The organism is Oxalobacteraceae sp. CFBP 8761 (assembly GCA_014841595.1).
GTDB lineage: Bacteria > Pseudomonadota > Gammaproteobacteria > Burkholderiales > Burkholderiaceae_D > Telluria.
The window spans coordinates 151,668-174,240 of the sequence record JACYUE010000004.1 but is presented as its reverse complement, the minus strand read 5'-3'; the positions used below and the strand labels follow the sequence as shown (position 1 = coordinate 174,240).

Here is a 22,573-nt window from a genome sequence, read left to right as displayed (position 1 = left end):
ATTGGCTTTCCAAAATAGCCAATTACAGTAAAGATGGGCGTACCAATATGATTCTGCCCACCATGCATGCCCACGACCTGATTGCCGCTACGCCGCTTGAACGCAGCGGTGAGATCCCCCTGTTTCGCCAGCTGTACGCACGGCTCAAAGACGCCATCCTGCAGGGCACGCTGGCCCCCGGCGCACGCCTGCCGGCCACACGCACGCTGTGCGTCGCGCTGGGGATATCGCGCCAGACCGTGCTGGCTGCCTACGATCAACTCACTGCCGAAGGTTATCTGCGTGGCGGCGTGGGTCAGGGCACGTTTGTCGACGAAGCCTTGCCGCTTGCGCGCAGGCCGCCCCGGACCGATGGCCTGCTACGGGCATTGCCGGCACGCGGCGCGGCCATGGCCACCGCCATGGGCCGGGCGCCGTTGCGCGATGGTCCGCCGCGCGCTTTCCGCCCCAGCATGCCGGGCCTGGACCTGTTTCCGTTCGACCTGTGGCGCAAGCTCGAAGCGCGCCAGTTACGGCGCGCGCATCGTTCCGGTCCCTATCTCGGCTATGGCGCCGCCAACGGCTACGCCCCGCTGCGCGAACTGCTGTGCGCTTACCTGCGCGCTTCGCGCGGCGTCGTGTGCGAACCGGCGCAGATCGTGATCACGTCCGGTTCGCAGCAGGCCTTGTACCTGCTGTCCCAACTGCTGCTCGCGCCCGGCGACGGTGTCTGGCTCGAGTCGCCCGGCTACCAGGGAGCCAGCGCGCCGATGCAGGTGGCCGGGGCGCGCCTGTGCACCGTGCCGGTGACCGACGAAGGGATGGATGTGGCGTACGGCGCGCTGCATTATCCCGACGCGCGCATGGTGTTCACCACCCCGTCGCACCAGCTGCCGCTGGGCGTGACGATGAGCCTCGCGCGCCGGCTCGAACTGCTGCGCTGGGCGACCGCCAACCGCGCCTGGGTGATCGAGGATGATTACGACAGCGAGTACCGCTACACCGGCCCGCCGCTGGCGTCGCTGCAAAGCCTCGACCGCGCAGGTTGCGTGATCTACGTGGGCACGTTCTCGAAGGTGCTGTTTCCGGCGCTGCGGCTCGGCTACGTCGTCGCGCCGCCGGCGCTGGCCGAACCGCTCGCGCGCGCGAAAGCGCTGATCGACCGCCAGGGCGCGATCCTGCCGCAGGCGGTGCTGGCCGACTTCATCGGCGAAGGCCACTTCATGCGCCACATCCGGCGCACGCGCGACGCGTATGCCGAACGACGCTCAGCGCTGATGGCGGCGCTGAGCGACCGTCTTGACGAACGCTTGCGCTGTGGCCCGGCCGATGCGGGGCTGGACTTGTGCACGCACTTCCTGCCTGACGAGCGTGGCCGCATTCCGCTCGAAGCCCGTGTGGCGCAGGCGGCGCTTGATGCCGGCATCGAACTGCGCCCGCTCGGGTATTTTGCGAATCCCGCGGCCACGCCGGCCTGCGCGGTGGCGCCGGGGCTGTTGCTGGGTTTTTCGGCGGTGCCGCCAGCGGATATCCGGCGTGGCGTGGCGGCGTTGGCGAAGGTGATCGAAGCACAGTGGCCGGCAAGCGCGCGCCGCGGCAAGGTATGATGCCGTCAATGCTACCGAGACCCACATCATGACCGATCCCGAACGTCTTTCTCCCGACAACATCAGCGCATTGCAGGCCCGCTTCCAGGACCATTCGCGCAAGGCCCAGACCCATTACGCGGTCATGCACGAGGTGCGCCAGGTGCTCGGCAGCATCGACGCTGCCGACGCCTGGATGACCACGCCCCAGCCGGAGCTTGGCGACAGAACGCCTGCGCAGTTGGTCGCTGCCGGCCGCATCGATGATGTGCTGGCCCGCCTGCGCACGATGCCGCTACGCGGCGCCAGGTAATGGCGAACGCATTTTCCAGCCGGGCAGTGGCGTTATGCCCGGTCACGAAAGATAACTTCGAGACGGTGGCGGAGCTCGAGCTGCATCCGCATCAGCGTGCGTTCCTGGCCTCCAATTCTTATTCGATCGCGCAGGCCAGCTTTCATTCGAACTATCACACGCGTGCCATCTGCATCGATCGTGACGTCATTGGTTTCATGATGTTCGTGGTATTGGATGGCGACGATGAACACGGCGAATACGGTATCTGGCGTTTCATGATCGATCAGCGTCATCAGGGCCAGGGACATGGTCGCGCTGCGCTGACCCTATTGCTGGACGAGATCCGGCGCGATGCGGCAGCCACCAGGGTCTGGATCAGCTATATCCCCGGCAACGCAGTGGCATCGCGTTTTTACGCCAGCTTTGGCTTCGTCGAAACGGACATCGACGACGAGGGTGAGATGGTCGCGCTGCTCGATCTGACGGTCAAGCACCACACAGCGGTCGTTACGCAAGCCTGATCTATACTCGTGCCATGCCGACCGCCAATACCGCCAATACCATCACCCGCTGCTCCTGGGCCAATATGGCCAACCCGCGCTACATCGCCTATCACGACAACGAGTGGGGCGTGCCGTGCCACGATGAAACCACGCTGTTCGAGATGCTCAATCTCGAGGGCGCGCAGGCCGGCCTGTCGTGGGAAACCATCCTGAACAAGCGCGACACCTACCGCGCCGCCTTCGATGGCTGGGATGCGCACAAGATCGCGGCCTACGGCGACGACAAGAAGGCCGAGCTGCTGGCCAACCCAGGCATCGTGCGCAACCGCCTCAAGGTGGCGGCGACGATCACCAATGCGCGCGCCTACCTGGCCATGCGCGAGCAGGGCCTGACGCTCGACGCGTACCTGTGGGACTTCGTCGACGGCGCGCCGATCGTCAACGACTGGCCGGACGGCGCCCGCCCGGCGCGCACCGAACTGTCCGACCGCCTGTCGAAAGACCTGGGCAAGCGCGGCTTCAAGTTCGTCGGTTCGACCATCGTGTATGCCTATATGCAGGGCGTCGGCATGGTGGACGACCATGATCGCGACTGCATCTGTCGCACACGGCGCTGACATGCCGATGCAGGACCACTGGCGTGGCCGCACGCGCTACACCGTGTTCGACAGCGACCATGGCGACGGCGCACCTGTCGCCGCCCTGATCGCGGCCTGGCGCGCCGACCCGCAGCGTCCGCAGCACCTGCACATCGTGGCACTGGCGTCCAATCTGCAGCCAGGCTTTCACTGCATCCCGCAAGCAGAAGCCGGCATCACGCTGGACCTGCTGGCCGCACCGCTCGAGAGCGCGCTGGCCGAACTCAATGCGCACCTGGACTGCATCCGGCTGCACGATCCTGTTGGCAGTGCCTTTGCCCGACCGCTGGCGCGCCTGACGACACTCGGCGCGCGTCTGAACGCAACCGGCCTGGATGACGCGCAGAGACAAGCGCTGACGGCGCATGGCTTCGTGTTCGAGGACGACGACAACGCGGTCTTCTCCAGCCGCAAACCACGCCTGCCCGTCACGCCACAACCGGTCCGTCACGCGCTGGTGCTGGGTGCGGGTCTGGCCGGCTGCGCGCTGGCGGCGCGCCTGTGCGCGCGCGGCTGGCAAGTCACGCTGATCGAGCGGCATGCCGAGGTAGCGCTGGAAGCGTCGGGCAACCTGGCCGGCATCTTCATGCCGCTGCTCTCACGCGACGACAACGTCCCGACGCGCCTGACACGCGCCGCCTACCTGTACGCGCTGCGCCTGTGGGAGCAGCTGGGCGGCGTCGGCCAGGCCTTTGATGGCGCCGCCTGCGGCGTGCTGCAACTGGCGCGCGACGCCGATCACGCGGCGGTCTCGCGCGCCATCGCGAACGATGGCAGCGTCCCGCCTGATTTCGCGCGCTGGCTCGAATCCCCGGAGGCAGAAGCATTGCTTGGCTTGCCGGCGCCGGACGGCGGCTGGCTGTTCCCGCAAGGCGGCTGGGCGCGGCCGGGCAGTGTCTGCGAGGCATTGCTGGCCTCATGCGGCGCGCGCCTGACGCGGTATTTCGGCGCCGGTGACGTGACGCTGGAGCAAAGCGAAGACACCTGGCTGGCGCGCGCGCCCGATGGCGCCGTGCTGGCCACGGCCCCGACGGCCGTTCTGGCCAGTGGCGCCGGTGCACGCCGCATGGCGCTGACCGCCGATCTGCCGCTGCAGGCCTTGCGCGGCCAGGTCACGCACTTGCCGCCGGGCGCGGCGCCGCAGTTGCCGCTGGTGCTGTGCCGCGAAGCCTACCTGACCCCATCCGCGCAGGGCGTGCTGTGCGCCGGCGCGACGTACGATCTCGATGCCGATCCTGCGCTGCGCGCCAGCAGCCAGCTGGAAAACGTGACGCGCCTGCGCGCGCTGGTGTCCGATCCGCTTGCGGCTGACGACGCGCCACTGGCGGGCCGCGTGGGCTTTCGCTGCGTGGCGCCGGATCGCCTGCCGCTCGTGGGCCGCCTGCCGGATATCGCCGCCGCCGGCAGCACCGAGCGCCTGCGCGACGTGCCGCGCCATCCGGGGCTGTATGGCCTCCTGGGCTATGCCTCGCGTGGCCTGATCTGGGCGCCGCTGGCGGCCGAGCTGTTGGCGGCGCAGCTGGAAGGCGAGCCGCTGCCGCTGGAGATGACGCTGGTCGATGCGCTCGATCCGGCCCGCTTCGTGCTGCGCGCACGGCGCGGCGCCCGGCAACCGGCCAGCAGCACAGCAGACCTCTAGCTGTTGCGTTGCCGCAAATGTGCGCTCATCCTTGGCAATCGCGTCCAGACTGTGCTGGTCGAGCCGGTATAATTTACCGGTAGCAACTATTAACCGCAGAAGGAGGCTGGTCCGCGATGGAAGATGCACCACATTCGCCCGAGCTGTTCCTGTTTCTCGCGGTGACTGCGCACGACATGAAGAACTCGATCAGCGTGCTGTCCGGCACGCTCGAGCGGCTGCTCGACGGCGCCACGCCCGAGACCGAGAAAGCGTATGGCCAGATGGGACAGATGCTGTACCAGACGCGCCGCCTGAACGACAACCTGATGCAACTCCTCGCGCTCTACAAGCAGGTCGGCAAGCCCGGCTACCCGTTCGATGCGCAGCCGCTCGAAGTCGGACAGGTCGTCGAGCAGGTCGTCGCGCTCTCGCGCGTGCTGCTCGACTCGCGTGGCATCCGGCTCGAACTCGATGTCGATCCCGAGCTGATTGCCCACGTCGACGAAGACCTGATCGTCGGGGTGGTTTCGCATGCAGTCAACAACGCGCTGCACTACACGCGCGACCGTATCCTGCTGGCTGCGCGCGACGTCGATGGCCAGTTCGAGATCCGCGTCGAAGACAATGGTGCCGGTTTTCCGCCAGCCCTGCTGGCGGCGGGTGCACCCGGGAGCGGCGACATCGGCGTCAACTTCGCCACCAACAGCGCGGGCCTGGGCCTGTATTTTTCGAGCGAGGTGGCGCGCATGCACCACCATCGCGGGCGCCATGGCGCCGTGCGGCTCGAGAACGGCGGCCAGCTGGGTGGCGGCTGCTTCATCCTGACGCTGCCATGACCACGCCTGCTGCGCTGGTGCAGACACCCGCCACATCGCCGGCCGCCCCCACGCCGGCGCTGCCCAAGGTCCTCGAACAGATCGACTGGGCCGGCAAGCACTACCTGATCGTCGACGACTTTGCCGGGATCCGCCAGCTGCTGCGCGAAAGCCTGCGCAGCCTGGGCGCGCGCAATATCGACCAGGCCTCGAGCGGTGGCGAAGCCATGAGCCTCCTGACCAAGACGCGCTACGACGTCGTGCTGTGCGATTACAACCTGGGCGAAGGCAAGAACGGCCAGCAAGTGCTGGAAGAAGCGCGCATCCGCCAGTTGCTGCTGCCGTCGAGCGTGTTCGTGATGGTGTCGGCCGAAAAGAGCGTCGAGTCGGTGATGGGCGCGGCCGAGCACCAGCCCGACGCTTACCTGGTCAAGCCGATCACCGAAGGCGTGCTGCTCTCGCGCCTGAACCGCGTGTGGCGCCGCAAGCAGATCTTCCGCCTGATCGACCAGGCCTTCATGGAAAAGGATTACCTGCGCGCGGCGACCCTGTGCGACGAGCAGATCGCCGCCAACCGCGTGCATGTGATCGAGCTGCTGCGCATGAAGGCGCGCATGCTCGAGCGCAGCGGCCAGCCGGCGCTGGCGCGCGCCGTGTACGAGCAGGTGCTGGGCCAGCGTGAATATCACTGGGCGCGCGCGGGCCTGGGCAAGATCCGCCTGGCCGATGGCGACTTCGAGCAGGCGCGCCAGATGTTCCAGACCGTGATCGCCGAGAACCGCCATTACATCGACGCCTACGACCAGCTGGCGCAGGCCTACCAGGGCCTGGGCCGGCACGACGAAGCGGCCGCGATCTTGGAACGCGCGGCCAAGCTCTCGCCCAACTCGGTGCCGCGTCAGCGCAACCTGGGCCAGGCCGCGCTCAAGCTGGGCAATGTCGCGCTGGCCGAAAAGGCATTTCGCAAGTGCCTGGTGATTGGCGAGTACTCGATCCGCAAGACGCCCGACGCCTACCTTGGCCTGGCGCGCGTGTGCGGCCTGAAAAACAATACCAAGGATGCGCTGCAACTGCTGCAACTGGCCCAGCGCGACTTTGGCGGCGACCACGACGACATGGCGCTGCGCGCCAAGATCACCGAAGGCCTGATCCACCACGAGAGCGGTGACTACCGCAACGCACGCCGCGCCGGCGACGAGCTCGAGGCGATGCTGGGTGAAGACCCCAAGCGCCCTGGCACGGCGATCTGCATCGAGATGGCGATCCTGCTGTTTGCGGTGGGCGTCAAGGACACGCCGGGGGAGGTGCTGGCCCACGTAGTGCGCAACAACCACGACAACAACCTGCTGCAGGACGAAGTCCAGGCCATCTTCGACAAGGCACGCCTGAGCGAAGAGGGCGCGGCCATCATCCGCGCCGCGCGCAAGGAAGCGGTGGACCTGATGAACCAGGGCGTCGTGCTGTGGAAGAGCGGGAAGCTGCCGGACGCCGTCAAGTGGATGCGCATGGCGCGCGAACGGGTCCCGGACAATGTGCGCGTGCTGTTCAACGCGGTGCAGATTTCGATCTCGCATATGCAGCAGGAAGGGTATGACGAGGAACTCGACACCGAGGCGCGCATGGTGCTCGAACATGTCGACCGGCTGCAACCGGGACAGCAGCGCTTCGCGCAACTGATGGAGCAGTTGCGTGGTTTGCGGCCGAAAGCCGATCCGGCGGCGCCGCCTTCCGAGGAGACGGTCAGCGAGAAAGACACCGCTGCCGACGCGCCGCCCGCAGCAACGCCAGTCGTCAGTCCGACGCACAGCAACCGATTTTCTTAGCGCGCCGGCCCGTGCCTGCGCAGTAATTCCGCGCACAGCTTTTCAAGATCACAACCGCCATTGGCCAGCGCCGCCGCCTGCGCCGCGCCCCCCAGCGCGCCCGCCAGCACGTGGTCGCCCAGCGCGCGATAGCTCTCGAAACGCGCTTCATCGAACCAGCCGTCGGCCAGGCTCTCGTGCGGATAATCGGGATGCAGCTTGCGGTAATTGAGCAGGTCGGCGTTTTCACTGCCGACGATAGCCGGCTTGAGGTACAGGATCACGCCGTCGCCGGCAACGCCGTCGGCCTGGCTGTAGCAGATGCTGCCGGCGGCGCAGCTGGCGCTGCACATGCCGCTGGCCGGCGCGATGGCAAGGCGCGCCACATCCAGGTCGATCCGTACGTGCAGCTCGGTGGCGCAGCGCCGGATCGCGTTGCCCAGGTCTTCGAAGGCGTGATCGCGGTCGCTGCCGACGTCCACTGCGATCACCAGGCGACAGCGGCGCCGCACCAGTTCGTAGATGCCCAGGTTGTCGAAGTGGCCGCCATCGCTCAGGTGCACGTAGCCGGCGTCGGCATCCAGTTGGCCGAACAGCTCGGCCAGGAGGCTGAAGAGGCCAATGGGCGGGGATGAACTGGTCCAGGTCGTGCGCGCCGGGTTCGGACACCAGCGCCCCAGGCGCACATTGAACATCGTCATCAGGAAATTCAGCGGCGCCGACCAATGCGCGCCCATGTGCGGACTGGCCGCAGCGCCCGACAGTGCCACCGCCATCCCCAGCCGCACGCCGGCGTCATCATCCAGGCCGACGCCGGCGTGCGCGGCGTAGGCCGCGGTGGGGCGGTAGCAGCCGCCGCCAGCCCCTGCTTGCTCATAGCCGCACCAGCGCGGCGTGAACGCGAACGACGCGGTGCGCCGGGTCTGCCATGCCAGTTCTTCGCCATCCACCAGGTTCAGCGCGGTGTTGACGATCGGGTACGGACGCGCGTTTTTGAGTTCGGCGAGCAGCATGTCGTCGCCCGGATCGAAGCCGGTGAACGGGTGCGGCCGGCGCGCGCGGTTGGCGGCGCCGAACCAGGCGCGCACGACCCGGTTCCGGTACAGCATGTAGAGCGAAAACTTGTTGATGTCGACGCGCCAGCCGAGCACCAGCGCGGCCCCGAGAAAGCAGGCAAAGGTTACCAGCAGCGTGCTGCCCCGGGTCGCCAGCGTGGCGGCGGCGTGCGCCTGAAACACGCAGGCGAGCGTCGCGTGCGGGCAGTCCAGGCGCGGGCGCGCCACCGTCAGTTGCACCAGGCTGCCGAGCAGCGCGAAGATCCCGATCGTAAAGACGTACGGCGCGAGGCGCGCCACCAGTTCGAGCCTCGGGTCGCGCGCGGCGCGCGCGCCGGTGGAGCCCCCGCTGCCGGCCTTCAGGCCGAAGGCGGTCATCGCCAGCCAGCCGCACAGCGTACCCAGGTTGGACCACGGCGCGTAGGTGAGCCAGGCCCAGTGCAGCAGCGGTGCAAAGAAGAAGCACACGCCGTGCACGGCCAGCCAGCCGAGCGCGAAGATCGCCGTCCATGCGCCCTGGCGGCTCCACCATTCACGGCTCGCGTCGCTGTACTGGCGGCCGACCAGGCCGATCATCAGGTTCATCGTGACGGCAAACAGCGCCATCATCGATGGCATGCCGAAAGTGGCCAGTGCGATTGCGTTGTTGACCAGCGGATGCGCATCCGGTGCCGGCAGCAGCGCCAGGGTGCACAGCAGCAGCACGGTGCCCAGCGTGAGCGCACCCATCGCGCAGGCGAAGTGCGACAGGCCTTCGCCCAGCTCCGCGCTCGTCAGGTCGCGCAGCGGCGGATCGGCGCGCAGGCGCGTGTACATGACCAGCCAGAGCGCAAGCAGCAGCACCAGCGCGACAAAGCCGCACAACCACCACGACAGCTGCGCGCCGCCGTCCGGCAGCCACGCCAGCATCGCCGGTGCGAAGGTGCGCGTGGCCTCGAGCACGACCAGCAGCACCGCCAGGGCGCTGCCGCCGCAGACGGTGTAGCCCGCGCCCCGGTACGAACTGGCGCGGTCGTGCGCCAGGTACCAGCCGCAGGCCCAGACAATGAAATAGACCACGCCCGGCGCGAGCAGCCACTGCGGCCGCGCTGCCAGTTGCGGCGGCAGCAGTGTTGCCGGCGTCGCGCCGCCGTGGCGCCATACGGCGAGACTGCCGAGAAAGCCGGCCAGCAGCAGCGGCAAGTTGATGCACCAGAGTACCGCGCCCTGGGACAGCGGAAAGCGGCGCCGGCCGCGCGAACTTGCCGGCTTGCTGGAAATCGACAGCGCGATGCAGAACACGGCAAACAAGAACAGCAGCACGCCCGCGATCCAGGCGGCGTCGCCCAGGCGTGCCCATGGCCCGCCAGGTCCCACGACCCGGTGCACGCCCCAGACGGCAAAGCGCGGCAACAGCAGCAGGGCGCACAGCCAGGCCACCAACATCGTCAGGTTCAGGCCCGTGTTGCGCACATAGATGCCAAGCAGGGTCCAGGTGTCGGCGCTGAACATGCCGCCCTGCGGCGACAGGTAATTGCTGTACTGGCGCAGGAAGCGCAGCTCGGGCGCCTCACCACTGCCGGCCGGCGGCGCGAGGAGGGCTTCGAGCGCGTGGATGTCGTTGCCATGCGCGTGCAGGCAGCGCGCCAGCCAGCCGCCGACAAAACCGCCGCCGGACACGGTTGACAGGTAATCGATGCGGCCCAGCAGGCGGCAGCGCGCCAGCGCCTGCAGGGCGCCCAGCCCGAACGTGGCGCTGCGTACGCCACCGCCCGACAGGGCCAGGCCGGTGAGCATGCCGCCGTGGGCGCGGGCCTGCAGGCGTACGCGGTCGGGCGGCACGCCCGCGTCGAGTGCTTCGCTGCTGGCGGGCCGCAGCAGATCGAGTTCGTCGCGCAGCACTTCGCCGAACAGCAGGCCGGCGTCGAGGTCCAGGCAGCGCAGGGTATCGGCATCGATGGCATTGGACGGCGCCAGGCCGTGCCGGCGGCGCAGCAGCGCGAACGCATCGTGCAGTTCGCTGATCGTGCCGGGGTTGGGAGGCGGCTGGCAACCGGCGGCAGCCAGCTTGCGGCGCAGGTCGTCGACCTGCGATGGCGTCAGGTGGGACAGGTCACTGGGTAGCATGGGGCGCTCCGGCTGAACTGATCGGCCGGGAAGGGTGGCCGCCCGGTCAGTTCAGCACGGTTCATGCGCGTGCGCTACCAGCACCGTCAATGGGACGCCTCAAGGCATCCCTGCAACGCCGCGGCCGCTGGCGTCAGGTCTTGTCGGTCTTGCTGCGACCGTTGCGCCGGGCACGCGCGGCGGGTTCTTCCGATGGCGCATCAGGCGTAGTAGAAGGCGCGTCGGCGGCATTGGCGTCATCGGCAGCCGCCGCGCCCTCGGCCGGTATGGTGCTGGCCACGGCGTGACGGAACTGATCCTGCAACAGGTTCCACCACGCGACGGCGGCCGGCATGGCGGCGCCCGCGGCATCGGGTGCGGCCTGCGCGGCGTCGGGCGCTGGTGGCGGTGGCGGCGTTGGTGTTGGCGGCGTCTGGGCCGGCGTCTGGGCCGGCGGCGTGGCCGTCTGCGCCATCTGGGCAAAGAACTGCGCGAACGGCGCAACCGACGACTCGCCGACCTTTGTCTGGCCCATCGCCTGGGCCATGCTGTCGCCCATCGCCTTGAGCGTGGCCAGCGTGCCGCGCTGGATTTCGAGGGCCTGGATCGTACCGTGCAGCATGTTCTGGTTGAGCGTGAGCCAGGCTTCGACTGCCTTCAGGTCGGCGATCTTCTTGTCGAGGTCTTCCACCGACATGCCGGCGCCGGGCAGCGGCGGCATGCCCGGCATGGTGCCGGGGATCTGCATGCCGCCCCACAGGTTCTTGACGAATTCGAGGGTGTCGGTCATTCCTGGCATGGGCGGCTTGAGCATGTGGCGTCTCCTGTGATGGTGCGGCTAGCGTAGCAGATAACGCCGGGGCGGACCACGCCCCGCGCGCCACGGCAGCTTACTGCGCTGTCGCGCCGGACTGCTTGACGATCTTGCCCCACTTGACCGTCTCGCTGGCGATGAAGGCCGCAAACTGCGCTGGCGTCTCGCCGGCTGGTTCGGCACCTTGCTCCAGCAGCTTTTTCTTGACGTCCGGATCGGCCAGCGCCTTGAGGATCGACGTGTTCAGCCTCGCCACGACAGGGGCCGGTGTCTTGGCTGGCGCCAGCAGGCCGAACCACGATGTGGCTTCGTAGCCAGGCACGCCCGCTTCGGCGATCGTCGGCACGTCGGGCAGCGCCGGCGAGCGCTGCGCCGTGGTGACGGCCAGGGGACGCAGCTTGCCGGCTTTGACGTGGCTGATCGCCGACGGCATATTGTCGAACATGATCGCGATGTGGTTACCCAGCAGGTCATTGACGGCCGGCGCGCTGCCCTTGTAGGCCACGTGCTGGATGTCGACCCCGGCCATCTGCTTGAACAATTCGCCGGACAGGTGAATCGACGTGCCGCTGCCCGACGAGCCGAACGTGACCTTGCCGGGATTGGCCTTGGCATACGCCATCAGCTCCTTGACGGTCTTGAACGGCTGCGCCGGATTGGCCACCAGCAGGTTCGGCACCAGGGCCACGCGCGTGAGCGGGGCGAAGTCCTTGATCGGATCGAACGCCAGTTTCGGGTACAGGCTCTGGTTGATGGCGTGGGTGCCGACCGTGCCCATGAGGATGGTATAGCCGTCGGGCGCGGCGCGCGCCACGAGCTGGGTGCCGATATTGCCGCCCGCGCCCGCGCGGTTGTCGATGATGACCGGCTGGCCAAGGTCCTTGCTGATGAACTGCCCCAGCACGCGTGCCAGGATGTCGGTCGTGCCGCCGGCCGAGAACGGGACGATGATCGTGATGGCCTTGGTGGGGAAGGCCTGGGCCTGTGCCGCCATTGGCGTCAGTGCCAGCAGGCCGAGGGCCGACGCAGCGGCGAGGGTGAGGGTACGGCGGGTCGACAAAAAGGTACGTGACATGATGTGTCTCCAATAAGGACAACGGATGCAGCGAAATGGACCGGGCACGCGCGCGGACGGCAGCCAGGCCTTGTTGCAGATCGAATCAGACCGGGGCCACGCCCAGCGTGGTGCCACCACACACATACAGCACCTGGCCGGTGACAAAACCGTTGTCGGGCGACAGGAAAAAGGCGGCAGCGCGCGCCACGTCGGCCGGCGTGCCGAGGCGGCCCACCACGATGCTGTCGATGATGCGCCGGGTCTGCGGCGCACCGTCGGGATTGCTGTTGTGGAAAAGCTCGGTCGCGATCGGGCCCGGCGCCACGGCATTGACAGTGATGCCGTCGCCGCCCAGTTCGAGCGCCAGCGTGCGCGTCAGGCCGATCAGGCCGGCCTTGGTGGCGGCGTACACGATGCGCTCAGCCTTGCCCAGCGCCGCGCGCGAGGCGATGTTGACGATGCGGCCGTGTCCCGACGCGCGCAGCGCCGGCAGGAAGGCCTGGACCAGAAGGATGGCCGCTTTCAGATGCAGGTCCACGACATGGTCGAGATCCTCCATCGTGGCCGTGTCGATGGTGCCGGGGCGGGTGGCGCCCGCATTGTTGACCAGCGCCGTCACGTTGTAGGCAGCGGCGATCTGCTGCGCGATCATGCGGGTCTCGTTCTGGCGCGTCAGGTCGGCCTGGAACGACACGAGCCGGTCATGCCGCCAGTCGGGCTGGCGGTAGTCGAGATTGACGACCGTGCGGCCTTGCTCGATCAGCGTTTCGCAGATGGCCCGGCCAATGCCGGCGCTGCCGCCGGTGACCAGGGTCACGTCTTGTCGATGCATATTGTCTCCTTATATTTTTATAGGAAAGCGCCTGGCGTCGGGCGCCGGCTGCTTGACAAACCAGGGTAGGGCGGGCTTCTCCTTTGTGGTCAGACGTGTCGGGTGATGGGAGGGAGGTCATCGGCGCGCGCCTGCGTCGCATCCGTCAGGGCCAGCCCGGTGATGTGTTCGAGTTCGGCAAACGACAGGCCGTCGACGATGTCCCGCACCACCAGGCCAGCGGGTGTCACATCGAGCACGGCCAGGTCGGTGTAGATGCGGCTCACGCACGCGAGGCTCGTGAGCGGATAGGTGCAGCGCTCGACGATCTTGCTGGCGCCATCACGCGTCTGGTGCTCCATCATGACGAATACGCGCTTGGCGCCGATGGCCAGGTCCATCGCGCCGCCCACGGCCGGAATCGCATCCGGCGCGCCGGTATGCCAGTTGGCCAGGTCGCCCTGGACGGACACCTGGAACGCGCCGAGCACGCAGATGTCGAGGTGCCCGCCGCGCATCATCGCAAACGAATCGGCGTGGTGGAAGTAGCTGCCGCCGGCCAGCAGCGTGACCGGCTGCTTGCCGGCGTTGATCAGGTCTTCGTCTTCGTCGCCGGGGGCGGGCGGCGGGCCCATGCCGAGCAGGCCGTTCTCGCTGTGCAGAAAAATCTCGCGGTCCGGGGGCAGGTGCGCACCGACCAGCGTCGGCAGGCCGATTCCCAAGTTCACGTAGGCGCCTTCGGGAATGTCGCGCGCGACGCGCGCGGCGATCTGGTCGCGGGTCAAGCGTTGCATGCGGCATCTCCCTGTACGACACGCTGGACGAAGATGCCCGGTGTGACGATGGCTTCCGGATCGAGTTCGCCCAGTTCGACCACGCGGCTGACCTGCGCGATGGTGCAGCGCGCGGCCATCGCCATGATCGGGCCGAAGTTGCGCGCGGTCTTGCGGTACACCAAGTTGCCCCAGCGGTCGCCGTGGAAGGCCTTGATCAGCGCGAAGTCGGCGTGGATGGGCGATTCGAGCACATAGTGGCGGCCGTCGATGAGGCGCGTTTCTTTGCCGGCCGCCAGATCGGTGCCGTAGCCGGTGGGCGAAAAGAAGCCGCCGATGCCGGCGCCGGCGGCGCGGATGCGCTCGGCCAGATTGCCTTGCGGCGTGAGTTCGAGCTCGATCTCGCCGGCCCGGTACAGCGCGTCGAACACGTGCGAATCGGCCTGGCGCGGGAACGAGCAGATGATCTTGCGCACGCGGCGCGCCTTGAGCAGCGCCGCCAGGCCCGTGTCGCCGTTGCCGGCATTGTTGTTGACGATGACGAGGTCGCGCGCCCCTTGGGCGATCAGCGCGTCGATCAGGGCGGCCGGCATGCCGGCGGTGCCGAAGCCACCGATCAGTATGGTCGCGCCGTCGGGGATGTCGGCCACCGCCGCGGCCACCGACGGGGAAATCTTGTCGATCATGGTGCAGGTCCTTTCCAGCGCAATACGCGCGTTGACACTGTTCGATAATCGCCCTAATGTCTGATCACTGAACAGATGAACCGAGTGTAGGAGGGTGCCAGCCCGCAGCGCAAGCCGACACGACGGAATGTGTTCGATTGCCGAACGGTTTATTGCGTCATTTCCAAGGAGCACCATGAACACGCCACACGAGCCTGAACTGCCAGCGGACACCATCGCCAGCGACCCGAATTTCATGCTGTCGCTGGCGCGCGGGCTGGCGGTGCTGCAGGCATTCAGCGACCAGCGCCGCAGCCTGACGATCGCCCAGATCAGCCACCGCACGGCGATTCCGCGCGCGTCGGTGCGGCGTTGCCTGCACACGCTGATTGCGCTGGGCTATGCCAGCGCGGACGGCAACCAGTTTTCGCTCAAGCCCAAGGTGCTGTCGCTCGGTTACTCGTACCTGTCGTCCACGCCGCTCACGGTCTCGGCCCACCCCTACCTGAACCAGGTCAGCCGCAGCCTGAACGAATCGTGCTCGCTCGGCGTGCTGCAGGACGACGAAGTGCTGTACGTGGGGCGCTCGGCCGCCTCGCGCATCATGTCGGTGTCGCTGACCACTGGCAGCCGCCTGCCGGCGTACTGCACGGCGCTGGGCCGGATGCTGCTGGCGCACCTGCCCGCGCCGGAGCTGGACGACTACCTGGCGCGCGTGCCGCTCAAGGCCATGACCGAGCGCACGGTGGTCAATCCCGAGCGGCTCAGGGCCATCCTGGCGGACGTGCGCGTCGCCGGCTACGTGCTGGTCGAAGAAGAGCTGGAAGTCGGCCTGCGCTCGATCTCGGTCCCCGTGCGCGGCGCCTCGGGCAATGTGCTGGCCGCGCTGAACATCGGGGCGCACGCGGCGCGCGTGTCGCGGCGCAAGATGGAAGAGGAGTTTTTGCCGGTCCTGCGCGCGAGCGCGCAAGAGCTGTCGATCCTGTTGCCCTGATCCCGGCACGCGTGTCCATCCCGGCGCCCGCGCTACACTAGCGTCATGCCATCCGCACCGATTCTTCTTCCCCGTCGCCGCCGGCTGCTGCCCGTGGTGCTGGTCGTGCTGCTGCACTGGATCGTCCTGACCGAGCTGCAGCACGTCAGCCCGGTCCTGCCTCCGGCGGCCACGTCCGGTAGCTCACCCGTGACGCTGGTGGCCCAATTGCTGCCCGCCGCTGCGCCAGAACCTGCGCCCGAACCGGTGCCAGTGCCAGAGGCCAGTCCGCCGCCACTGCCCCGGATCCCGCCGGTGCCGGTGGAGATTGCGGTGCCCGACCGGCCAGGGGACATCACGCCGGTTTCCAGTGCGGCGCCCTCGGAGGACGGTGCTGGCACAGCGCCGGCCGCGCCGGCGGTCGAGCCGATACCGGCAGCGCCAGCCCCGCAGGCGCCGCCAGCGTCCGCGCCGGCAACGGCTGCACCGCCGCCGCCACCCGCAGCACCGGAAGCGCGCCGCTACGTCATCGACATGCCACCACCCGCGAAGATCACGCTCGACGTCGCGCGCACCGACGCCGATGGCACCACGTGGTCGGGCGAGGCGCTGCTGGCCTGGCAATCGAATGCGGACAGTTATCGTATCCAGGTCGAAGCCGGCATCCGCGTCGTGTTCGCGCGGGTCAATCTGGTGGTGTTGAAGAGCGAGGGCGCGGTGGCTGCAACGGGTTTTGCGCCGATCACGATGACCGAGAAGCGGCGCGGGCGCGCCATGACGGCCACCCATTTCGACTGGGGCAAGGGCTTGATCACGTTTTCGGCCTCCGAAGCGATGTACGGGCTGCCGCCCGGCGCCCAGGACAAGGCCAGCATTCCGCTGCAACTGGCGGCGATCGCGCGCGGCGACCCGAAGCAGCTCACGGGCGCCATCGACATCTTCGTTGGTGAAGACCGCGATGCGGCAATCTACCGCTTCACGGTGGTAGGACAGGAGCAGATCGATACCAAACTCGGCACACTGCAGACCTGGCACCTGACGCGTCCGCCGCAGCCGGGCTCGTACAAGTCGCAGCTGGACATCTGGCTGGCCCCCGCACATGGCTGGTATCCGGTGCGGATTCGCAATACCGAGCGCAACGGAGCAGTAACCACGCAAACAGTGAATAATATCGTCTTGGACCATTCAGGATCTTGATATGCCTATGAACAACATTCGACACATCGGTGCAGCCCTGGCGCTGACCTTCGCACTGGGTGGCGCGTCCGCCCAGCCCGCCCATCAGGCCGTCAAGCGCGCGTTCGAATTGCCGCCATCGGCCGATCTGGCCTACGACCTGGCCGCGCGCCAGAAGGGCCTGGCCCTGAAAGGTGACGCCACCGTCAACTGGCGCGCCGGCGACGGCAAGTACGACGTGCGCTTCGAATCACGCGTGGCGATCCTGGGCACGCTGCTCGACAACCGCAGCCAGGGCGTCATCGATGCCTACGGTCTGGCCCCGACCGAGTTTTCCGAAAAGCGCATGCGCAAGGACCCCACCTCGATCACGTTCGACCGTACTGCAAAGACGATGCGATTCTCGGAAGGCGAGAAGACTTATCCGCTCAAGGGTGGGGAGCAGGACCGCGTGTCGGTCACCTGGCAACTGGCCGCCGTGGCGCGCGCCGCCGGCGACAAGTTCAAGCCCGGCACCGAGTGGCCGTTCTTCGTGGCGGGGCGCAGCAGCGCCGAGACCTGGACCTTCAAGGTCGTGCGGAGCGAAAAAGTCAAAACAGGCCTGGGCGAGGTCGATGCGATTCTGGTCACGCGCGCAGCGCTGAAAGGCAGCCGCGACCAGAGCGTGGACGTCTGGCTGGCGCCGGCGCACGAGTACTATCCGGTCAAGATCCGCTTCACCGAAGGCGACAAGGAAACCATCGAGCAGACGCTCAAGAGCGTGACCAGGACTTGAGCCGCAGCGGTGTTGCAGGGGCTGCCCCAGCGGGTAGCCATTCCGGAATTGCCCAGTCTTAACTGTTATACTGACGCCCCCGCGAAGCTGGCCGGGTCTGTGGTAACAAATGCAATGCAGACCCGTCTCGGCCGCGCACGAGACTGGTTATTAACAAAATGATCGACCCCCAAGCCGGCGCGGCGCACGCTGCCGACGCCTCGACGACAGCGCAGGAACTTGATCCGCTGCAGGTACACTTCCAGGATGGCATTGCTCCCGACGAAATCGAGCAAGTCTTCCACCTCAAGCGTGCCCAGCCAATGCTGTCGGCCTTCACGGCCCTGTTCCACGGCACGCAAGACGGTGTGCTGGTGCGTCTGCTCGTCCTGCGCGAACTGGCTGGCGATGCCTCCACGTCGGCCTTTTCGCGCGCCGACATCAACCAGAAGCTGGCCTATCTCGTCCCCGAAAGCCTGGAAACGGTGCTCAACCGCCTGCGCGGCCACGGCCTGCTGGCCTGGGACGCCCCGGCGGCCGTCTACCGCATCACGCCACTGGCCCGCAACGTCCTGTCCGCGCTGGAAACCCTGCTCGCGCTGGGCAAGCCCGAAGCCGACGAAGCCGAAATGGGCTTTTTGCTGTCGCAGGTGGCCGGTGCCCAGGCCGTGGGCGGCGTCACGGTCGACCAGCTGAAACACCTGCTGGGCCGCCTGGTCGAACTGACCGAGGAATTTCGCGACGCGATCGCGTCCGGCTCCGAGTTTCGCCTGCGTACCTCGCAGGCAAAGTGGCATATGGCCTGCGACTGGGTCGAAAAGGGCTCGGTCATCCTGCGCGCCATCACGTCCGACGAACGGGCCGACGCCGCCACGCACCGCGCGGCGCAGGCGATCGGCCGCGCCCAGAGCGCACTGCTGAACATGCAGGGCATGTTCTCGCGCGCGCTGAACCAGATCGAACGCCAGCGCGTGCACCTGGGCCAGTCGGGCCTGTCGACCACCGACGTGAAACGCTGGCTGCTGGCGCACGACGACCTGGCCAGCCTGGCCGCCGGCGCGATCGACCGCCCGGTCACGCCGCTGTTCGGCACCCCGGCCGAGATGATCGACGTGGCCGAGACCGAACTGCTGGCCGAGCGCATCATCTCGACCGGCCCGAAAGGCCTGCCGAGCGGCCAGGATGCGCCGCTGACGGTCAACGACAATCCGGCCATGCAGCTCGAGCTGAACGACTGGATCAACAAGCTGGCCGACTTTGCCAACCTGGGCAACTTCCCCGAGTTTTCCAGCGTCGGCCCGCGCCGCGTGCAGCTGCACGAGTCGCTGCTGCCGGCGACGTTTGCGCTGGCCTCGTACCGCGCCTCGCTGCTGCCGCTCCTGGGCGATGCGTCCGAAGCGAGCCTGCAGGGCGCAACGGCCGAACTGGCGCGCCTGCCGCTGACGTTCGTCTCGCTCGACGAGATGGTCCAGCTGAACGACCCGGAAGTGGCGGCCATGTCGGTCGCGACCCTTTCACTGAATGCCGATTCCACCCCTGATGGACAGCCTGCCCCATGAATGACGATGCACAAATCCTGATCGCGCGCCTGCTGACGCACCAGACCCTGCGCCGCGACGACAAGATGGTCAAGCGCGCGCTGTCGGACGACCAGTTCCGCGCCGAAGTCGACAAGCGCCTGCTCGAATCGGGCCTGAAACTGCTCGACAACGTGTATGCCGACCATGTCACCGTGGCCCTGCACCGCAACGTCGAGCCGAAGATCTTCGGCGCCAAGGACATCTGGCAGAACAATAACTTCGGCCTGACGCGCGACGGCGTCGCGTTACTGGTCGTGCTGTGGGCGCAGATCATTCTGCCCAAGCGCGAGCGCCAGGAAACCCACACGACGATCGACGACGACCAGAACGACATGTTCGAGAAGGAGTTGTCGATCCCGCGCGCCGAAGACACGTCGATCGGCATTTCGTACACGGCGCTGCTGTCGGACTTCGGCGACAAGCTGGGCAAAAAGACGCGCATGGACATGAACCTGGGCGTGCTGTCGAAACTCGGCTTCATCGAGCGCCGCGGCGACGTGATCCTGGAAGGCCCGCTGCTCGACCTGATGATGGACACTGACGTGCTCAAGGAACGCATCATCAACGGCGCGCTGTCCGAAGTGTTCAAGCGCGCCCCGCTGGCTGCTGCCCCGCGCCGCGTGGCCCCGATCGATGCCGACGCCGCCAACGATGTCCTGGCGCCCGACGGCGCCCTTGATGTCCCTGACACCCCGAATTGAGATAGCCGATGTTCCACATTAAATCACTCGAACTGGTCCACTGGGATTACTGGCAGCGGATCAAGAACATCCCGCTCGACGCCAAGATCATCACGATCGCCGGCCAGAACGGCTCGGGCAAGACCACGCTGCTCGATGCGATGCGCACGCTGTTCGGGCTCGATTGCTCGATGGGCCGCACGTACAAACACTATGCGCGCCACTCGGGCCAGCAAAGTGCCTGGCTGCGCGCCGTCGTCGACAACAAGCCGGTAGGCCGCCAGTTGTCAAACCGGCCGTTTCGTCACTCGGGCTTTTTCGCCGACGATGAAGTGACGCTCTTTTGCCAGGTGCAGAAGAACGGCGGCGACTGGAAGCGGCAGTACCTGATGCGTCCCGGGAACGTCGAGATCGAGGAAGTGACCGAAGCGACCGACTGGCTGGGCGTGGAAAACTACCGCAAGCGCCTGGCGTCGGCCGGCCTGTCGCCGGCGATGTCGAAAGTGCTGGCGCTCGAGCAGGGCGAGACCGACAAGCTGTGCGAATACGCGCCGCGCCAGTTGCTCGACCTGGTGTTCCAGGTCTTCGGCGACAAGGAAGTGCTGGATGCGTACGACGAAGCCAAGCGCCACCAGCGCGATACTGAGACAGAGCTCAAGCGCTTCGAGGCCGAGCTGGAAGCCTCGCGCACCAATCTCGAAGGCTTGCGCCTGCGTGTGGCCAACCACCATCAGTGGTCCGACCTGCACGCAGAAAAGCGCGAGCTGCACGAAGAAGTGCTGCCGGCGCTGCAGTACCACGAAGCGCGCGAGAAAGCGCTGCTGGTCTCGCGCACGCTGCGTGAAGCGAAGAAGCCTTTGGTGCAGGCCGACGGTCAACTGGCCGAGAAACGCAGCCAGCTGGCCAGCCAGCAGCGCGCGCTGACCGAAGCGCAAAAGCAGGAAACGCAGCTGGAGCAGGAGGGCGGCGAACTGGCCCGCCGCCTGACCGAAGTGAACACGCGCCTGAAGCCGCTGGAAAGCCTGCTGGAACAGCGCGACCGCCTGCAAAAGCTGTCGGCCGATGCCGGCGCCGACATCGCCGAAGTGGGCAAGCAGCTGGGCGAGAAAGAAGCCGAGCTGGCGCGCCAGAAGAGCGCGCGCGAAGCCGTGTCGACCAAGATCGCGGGCGAGCTGGCGACGATCTCCCAGTTGCAGGGCAAGAGCGCGATGCCGGAACCCGAAGCGCAGCGCCTGATGCGACGCGCGCTGCGCGACGAAGGCATCGCGCACGCCATGCTGTCGGACATCGTCGAAGTGACCGATCCGAAATGGCAGGGCGCGGTCGAAGGTGTGCTCGGTGGTTACGCCTCGGTCGTGCTGCTCGAAAAAGCATCGGATGCGGCCAACGCCTACCGTCTGGCCGAGAAGGAGCGCTACCGCCACTTCATCGTGCCCGATTGCGTGACGGCGCCGGTCGTCAAGGATGACAGCCTGCTGTCGGTGGTGAGCTTTTCGGGCAAGGCGCCAGGCTGGTTGATCGACCAGCTGGAACGCATCGTGCGCGTCGATTCGGTCGACGACGGCTTCAAGAGCCGCTCGGACGAGTGGATCACGCCGGACGCCTACCACCGCGAACGCCGCGGTGGCCGCTCGCTGTTCGTCGAAGCATCGCGCTACCGCTTCGGCGCGGCCGGCAAGACGCAGCGCCTGGAAGCGATCCAGAAATCGCTGCCGGCGCTGGAACAGAAAGAAGACGCGCTGACGCTGGCGATCTCGAAGCTGGCCGCCGAAGTGGGCGGCCTGAAGGCGCGCATCGCCGGCGTGGATGCGGCCAAGGAACTGTCGGCGCGTCAGGAAGAATTCGAGGAAGCCGCGCGCGCACTGGCGCCGCTCAAGGCCGAGCGGATGGAAGTGGGCGCGCGTCTGGGCGAGCTGCAAACGCTGAGCAAGAACGCGACCGTCGCGCGCACCCGCGCCGACACCGTGTGGCAGAACGCGCGCATGGCGCTGTCGGAAGCCGAGGCGGGCATGCGCCTGAACCATCGCCGCCAGATCGACCAGCGCACCGAACATGCGAAAGCCTTGCTGGAATTGCGCCGCAGCTGGCGCGCCGTGCCGGGCGCGTGGAAGAATCCGAACTGGCGCGGCGACCTGGTGGCCAAGCACCAGAATGCGCACCAGGTCAATCTGCGCCTGGGATCCCTTGAAGGGTCGCTGGCGCGCGACGACTGGGAACTCGATCCGACCGTGGTCGACCAGTATGCGCGCCTGCACGACCAGCTCGAAAGCCGCCAGACGGAGACCGAGGAGCGCCGTTACCAGAACAACCGCGCGATCGAAGCGACCGGCAATGCGCGCGGCGCCTACATCGAGCGCCTGCGCTACACGATCAAGACCTATACCAAGAACATCCGCGAACTGGGTGGCCTGGCCGGGATCGACGTGCAGGCCGACCCGGTGCGGCTCGAGAACGATGACGTGCAACTGTCGCAGGCCGGCCTGCATGTGCGCTTCAAGTTCGACGGCAAGGACCAGATCGGGATGAACGACGGCGAAGCGTCGGGCGGCCAGCAGGTCATGAAGTCGCTGGTGCTGCTGATTGGCCTGCTCAAGTCCGAAGAAGGTTCGGGCGGCTTCGTGTTCATCGATGAACCGTTTGCCCACCTGGATATCCGCAACATCCAGCTGGTCGGCGAGTTTTTGAAGAACACCGACGCCCAGTACCTGATGACGACCCCGCTGACGCACAATACGGACGTCTACGACCCGTCGGAACTGACGCTCATCACGAGCAAGAAGAAGAAGGACCAGCAGTGGGCGCAGCCGATCTTCGTGCTGCAGCGCCGGAAGGAAGACGCGAAGGCGGCTTGATGCAAAAAGGGATCCGGTACCGGCTCCCTTTTTTTATGCCTGTTTGCACCACGAATTGG

The 22,573-nt window shown here is 67.1% G+C and carries 19 protein-coding genes; 13 read left to right on the top strand and 6 right to left on the bottom strand.

All coding sequences use genetic code 11. The annotated features are described in order from the left end of the window. Positions 1 to 62 precede the first annotated feature (62 nt). The 7 genes from IFU00_20330 (at position 63) to IFU00_20300 (ending at position 7,260) form a co-directional block, all read left to right on the top strand. Positions 63 to 1,586, top strand: coding sequence for a PLP-dependent aminotransferase family protein (locus IFU00_20330; protein ID MBD8544629.1), 1,524 nt, complete (start codon positions 63 to 65; stop codon positions 1,584 to 1,586). Between the two features lie 28 nt (positions 1,587 to 1,614). Beyond that, a complete protein-coding gene (locus tag IFU00_20325) occupies positions 1,615 to 1,878 on the top strand; it encodes a DUF2384 domain-containing protein (protein ID MBD8544628.1) in 264 nt (87 codons plus the stop codon). Further along, positions 1,878 to 2,381, top strand: coding sequence for a GNAT family N-acetyltransferase (locus tag IFU00_20320; protein MBD8544627.1), 504 nt, complete (start codon positions 1,878 to 1,880; stop codon positions 2,379 to 2,381). The genes IFU00_20325 and IFU00_20320 overlap by 1 nt, the downstream gene beginning before the upstream one ends. Positions 2,382 to 2,446: 65 nt before the next feature. Next, positions 2,447 to 2,980, top strand: coding sequence for a DNA-3-methyladenine glycosylase I (locus tag IFU00_20315; GenBank protein ID MBD8544626.1), 534 nt, complete (start codon positions 2,447 to 2,449; stop codon positions 2,978 to 2,980). A 1-nt stretch (position 2,981) separates the two neighbouring features. Next, positions 2,982 to 4,640, top strand: coding sequence for an FAD-dependent 5-carboxymethylaminomethyl-2-thiouridine(34) oxidoreductase MnmC (gene mnmC, locus IFU00_20310; GenBank protein MBD8544625.1), 1,659 nt, complete (start codon positions 2,982 to 2,984; stop codon positions 4,638 to 4,640). 116 nt (positions 4,641 to 4,756) lie between these two features. Continuing rightward, positions 4,757 to 5,458 (top strand): HAMP domain-containing histidine kinase, encoded by a 702-nt coding sequence (locus tag IFU00_20305; protein ID MBD8544624.1) that lies wholly within the window; start codon positions 4,757 to 4,759, stop codon positions 5,456 to 5,458. Continuing rightward, positions 5,455 to 7,260, top strand: a complete 1,806-nt coding sequence (locus IFU00_20300; GenBank protein ID MBD8544623.1) for a tetratricopeptide repeat protein — start codon at positions 5,455 to 5,457, stop codon at positions 7,258 to 7,260. Before IFU00_20305 ends, IFU00_20300 begins: the two co-directional genes overlap by 4 nt. On the opposite strand, the gene IFU00_20295 is transcribed toward IFU00_20300, so the two are convergent. The 6 genes from IFU00_20295 to IFU00_20270 all read right to left on the bottom strand — a co-directional run bounded on the left by IFU00_20295 (position 7,257) and on the right by IFU00_20270 (position 14,520). Further along, complete coding sequence (locus tag IFU00_20295; protein ID MBD8544622.1) at positions 7,257 to 10,400, bottom strand: patatin-like phospholipase family protein; 3,144 nt, start codon at positions 10,398 to 10,400, stop codon at positions 7,257 to 7,259. The genes IFU00_20300 and IFU00_20295 overlap by 4 nt on opposite strands. Before the next feature lie 133 nt (positions 10,401 to 10,533). Continuing rightward, positions 10,534 to 11,193, bottom strand: coding sequence for a hypothetical protein (locus tag IFU00_20290; GenBank protein ID MBD8544621.1), 660 nt, complete (start codon positions 11,191 to 11,193; stop codon positions 10,534 to 10,536). A 76-nt stretch (positions 11,194 to 11,269) separates the two neighbouring features. Further along, positions 11,270 to 12,268, bottom strand: a complete 999-nt coding sequence (locus IFU00_20285; protein MBD8544620.1) for a tripartite tricarboxylate transporter substrate binding protein — start codon at positions 12,266 to 12,268, stop codon at positions 11,270 to 11,272. 85 nt (positions 12,269 to 12,353) lie between these two features. Then, a complete protein-coding gene (locus IFU00_20280) occupies positions 12,354 to 13,082 on the bottom strand; it encodes an SDR family oxidoreductase (protein ID MBD8544619.1) in 729 nt (242 codons plus the stop codon). An 89-nt stretch (positions 13,083 to 13,171) separates the two neighbouring features. After that, positions 13,172 to 13,855: a CoA transferase subunit B gene (locus IFU00_20275; GenBank protein MBD8544618.1), complete on the bottom strand. Its 684-nt coding sequence runs from the start codon at positions 13,853 to 13,855 to the stop codon at positions 13,172 to 13,174. Further along, positions 13,843 to 14,520 (bottom strand): 3-oxoacid CoA-transferase subunit A, encoded by a 678-nt coding sequence (locus tag IFU00_20270; GenBank protein MBD8544617.1) that lies wholly within the window; start codon positions 14,518 to 14,520, stop codon positions 13,843 to 13,845. The genes IFU00_20275 and IFU00_20270 overlap by 13 nt, the downstream gene beginning before the upstream one ends. Before the next feature lie 127 nt (positions 14,521 to 14,647). On the opposite strand from IFU00_20270, the gene IFU00_20265 reads away from it, so the two are divergent. From IFU00_20265 to IFU00_20240, 6 genes are all read left to right on the top strand, one after another. Next, entirely contained in the window at positions 14,648 to 15,493 is an 846-nt protein-coding gene (locus IFU00_20265; GenBank protein ID MBD8544616.1) for a helix-turn-helix domain-containing protein, read from the top strand. Positions 15,494 to 15,538: 45 nt separating this feature from the next. Next, a complete protein-coding gene (locus tag IFU00_20260; protein MBD8544615.1) occupies positions 15,539 to 16,669 on the top strand; it encodes a DUF3108 domain-containing protein in 1,131 nt (376 codons plus the stop codon). 1 nt (position 16,670) lies between these two features. Further along, entirely contained in the window at positions 16,671 to 17,423 is a 753-nt protein-coding gene (locus IFU00_20255; protein MBD8544614.1) for a DUF3108 domain-containing protein, read from the top strand. Positions 17,424 to 17,581: 158 nt separating this feature from the next. After that, positions 17,582 to 18,961 (top strand): hypothetical protein, encoded by a 1,380-nt coding sequence (locus IFU00_20250; GenBank protein ID MBD8544613.1) that lies wholly within the window; start codon positions 17,582 to 17,584, stop codon positions 18,959 to 18,961. Then, positions 18,958 to 19,683, top strand: coding sequence for a hypothetical protein (locus tag IFU00_20245; GenBank protein MBD8544612.1), 726 nt, complete (start codon positions 18,958 to 18,960; stop codon positions 19,681 to 19,683). The genes IFU00_20250 and IFU00_20245 overlap by 4 nt, the downstream gene beginning before the upstream one ends. Before the next feature lie 8 nt (positions 19,684 to 19,691). Further along, positions 19,692 to 22,514, top strand: coding sequence for a chromosome segregation protein SMC (locus IFU00_20240; GenBank protein MBD8544611.1), 2,823 nt, complete (start codon positions 19,692 to 19,694; stop codon positions 22,512 to 22,514). The last annotated feature ends 59 nt before the right edge of the window (positions 22,515 to 22,573 follow it).